Source organism: Citrobacter sp. W9, assembly GCF_026719375.1.
In the GTDB taxonomy this organism is placed as follows: domain Bacteria; phylum Pseudomonadota; class Gammaproteobacteria; order Enterobacterales; family Enterobacteriaceae; genus Citrobacter; species Citrobacter werkmanii.
On the sequence record NZ_JAPPTE010000059.1, the window covers coordinates 1 to 2,437 of the forward strand.

Sequence of the window (2,437 nt, forward strand, 5' to 3'; positions counted from 1 at the left end):
GTAAGCGTGCAGTGAGAACCGTATTGACGAAGTGAAGCTGGTCAGGCAGGCAGAGTAACCCGCCACGGGAGCAGAGCACCCACCCGGTTCACAGGCCAGTCGGCGATGACATCAAGTACATAATGCAGATAGCGTTCCGGATCCACGCCGTTTAATTTGCACGTCCCGATAAGACTGTACAGTGACGCACCGCGCTCACCACCATGATCCGAGCCGAAGAACAGCCAGTTTTTTCTCCCCAGACTGACCCGTCGTAGGGCGTTTTCGGCAATGTTATTATCCACCTCCACCCAGCCATCTTCTGCATAGCGGATCAGCGCCGGCCACTGGTTCAGCGCATACCCGAACGCCTTCGCCAGTTCTGAGTGCCTTGAGAGGGTTTTCTGTTTCTCCCGCAGCCACCCCTCCAGTGACGCCAGCAGCGGCAGCACTTTTTGGTGCCGGACTGCCTGCCGTTCCTCTGCTCTTTTACCTCTGATCTCCGACTCGATGGCATACAGCTCGCCGATCCGTTTCAGCGCCTCCTCCGTCAGGACTGACGGGGTACGGACGTGAACATCGTGGATTTTTCGGCGGGCATGGGCCCAGCACGCGGCTTCCTTTATATGGCCGTCGCGGTAGAGCTCGTTGAACCCGGCGTAGGCATCAGCCTGCAGTACGCCACTGAAGCCTGCAAGATGGGTCTGAGGGTGGATACCTTTTCTGTCCGGGCTGTAAGCGAACCACACTGCGGGGGCCAGCGCTGATCCGGCGTTGCGGTCGTCTCGAACGTACGTCCATAAGCGCCCGGTCTTCGTCTTCTTATTGCCCGGCAACAGCACCGGGACAGGCGTATCGTCAGCATGGAGTTTGCCGTCGGTCAGGACATAGTGCTGAAGGGCTTCATCCAGCGGTGCCAGCAGACGACAACACGCATCCACCCAGCCCGACAGTACAGAACGACTCAACACTACACCCTGGCGGGCATAGATCTCCGACTGGCGATACAGCGGTGTGTGCTCTGCATACTTTGAGGTCAGCACTCGGGCCAGCAGCCCCGGTCCGGCGATCCCCCGTTCGATGGGGCGCGAAGGAGCCGGGGCCTGAACGATGCGATCGCACCGACGGCAGGCATGCTTTTCACGGACTGTCCGGATAACCCGGAAGGCGCTGCGCATCAGCTCCAGCTGTTCGGCGGCATCCTCACCCAGGTAACTCAGCGAACCACCGCACTCCGGGCAACACGGCTCAGTCGGCAGCAGCCGCTTCTCATCCCGTGGGAGTGACTCAGGGAACGGTTTGCGGGTGCGGGTCTGACGCAGCGGGCGCTGCACTGCCGGGTCATCCACCCGGCCGGTCAGCGTATCGCTTTCCTGCTGCAGCAGGTTCAGGTCAGCTTCCATTTGCGCGATACGGCGGGATACCTTTTCGGAACGACTGCCGAAGTTCATCCGGCGCAGCTTATCCAGTTGCGCCTGCAGATGGTCTATTTCGCGTTCCCGGTTGCTCAGCTTTTCCTGCAGGGCGTGGATCAACGCTTCCTGTTCGGCCAGGCGCTGTTTCAGCAGAAGGATGTCGTCAGAAGAGGTATCGTTCATAAGCCTGTATTTTACCAGGCTTATTCTGCGACAACCAGGATAAAGAGCGCTACAACATGGTCAGGGATGTCAGTAACCGCTTTGGCTGTCGCCAGTCGATACCTTCCATCAGCATCGCCAGTTGCGCCGGCGTCAGGAACACTTTGCCATCGCGGGCTGAGGGCCAGGCGAAGCGACCACGTTCCAGTCGCTTTGTCAGCAGGCACAGACCATCGCCGGTGGACCAGAGCAGTTTTACCTGACTGCCGCTGCGTCCCCGGAAGATGAAGACGTGGCCGGACATCGGGTCATCTTTCAGCGCGGTCTGCACCTTTGCGGCGAGGCCATTGAAGCCGTTGCGCATATCGGTGATACCGGCAACCAGCCAGATTTTTGTGCCTGCGGGAAGATTTATCATACCGGCCCCCGCATCAGTTCGCGCAGGACAGTGCTCATGAGTTCAGCAGAGGGATGAGTCAGTGTTATTTCTCCTCCCCGACATTTTATGTGGCAGGTAGCGGGAGGAGAGCAGGATGGTAGTTCGAAGGTTGGGAGAGAAGAGCCCGCCTGAAGCTGCACGGGTATCAGGGCAGGAAGCGACGATGAGTTTTTTCGGGGCCGACAGACCCGCCCTTCACGCTGCCAGAGCCTTATCCATTTAAAGAGCAGGTTATCATTGACGTCATGTTTCCGGGCCAGTGCGGCAATACTGCCTTCTTCTTCAAGAGCCAGCCTGACCAGTTCCATTTTGAATTCAGGGGAATAGTGTTTCCGGGGAAGTCTTTCTTTAGCGCGCATGAGGTGTCCACCTGCAAAATAAGTGGGTGCTTAAGTTACAGGATCCTGGATTCGGGACCAGACGGTACTCAGACGACGCTTAC

The 2,437-nt window shown here is 58.4% G+C and carries 3 protein-coding genes; all 3 read right to left on the bottom strand.

The window, feature by feature from the left end:
* Positions 1 to 41 precede the first annotated feature (41 nt).
* From tnpC to tnpA, 3 genes are read right to left on the bottom strand one after another with little or no spacing between them, the layout of a single operon-like run.
* Complete coding sequence (gene tnpC, locus OOJ59_RS27710; protein ID WP_001000409.1) at positions 42 to 1,577, bottom strand: IS66 family transposase; 1,536 nt, start codon at positions 1,575 to 1,577, stop codon at positions 42 to 44.
* Positions 1,578 to 1,626: 49 nt separating this feature from the next.
* Complete coding sequence (gene tnpB / locus OOJ59_RS27715) at positions 1,627 to 1,974, bottom strand: IS66 family insertion sequence element accessory protein TnpB (RefSeq protein ID WP_000609174.1); 348 nt, start codon at positions 1,972 to 1,974, stop codon at positions 1,627 to 1,629.
* Positions 1,971 to 2,354 (bottom strand): IS66-like element accessory protein TnpA, encoded by a 384-nt coding sequence (tnpA, locus tag OOJ59_RS27720; protein WP_001201739.1) that lies wholly within the window; start codon positions 2,352 to 2,354, stop codon positions 1,971 to 1,973. Before tnpA ends, tnpB begins: the two co-directional genes overlap by 4 nt.
* Positions 2,355 to 2,437: the final 83 nt, after the last annotated feature.

Bases quoted from the DNA above. Each gene is read 5' to 3' on its own strand.
- tnpB (WP_000609174.1), bottom strand. From the start codon at position 1,974: ATGATAAATCTTCCCGCAGGCACAAAAATCTGGCTGGTTGCCGGTATC.
- tnpA (WP_001201739.1), bottom strand. From the start codon at position 2,354: ATGCGCGCTAAAGAAAGACTTCCCCGGAAACACTATTCCCCTGAATTC.
- tnpC (WP_001000409.1), bottom strand. From the start codon at position 1,577: ATGAACGATACCTCTTCTGACGACATCCTTCTGCTGAAACAGCGCCTG.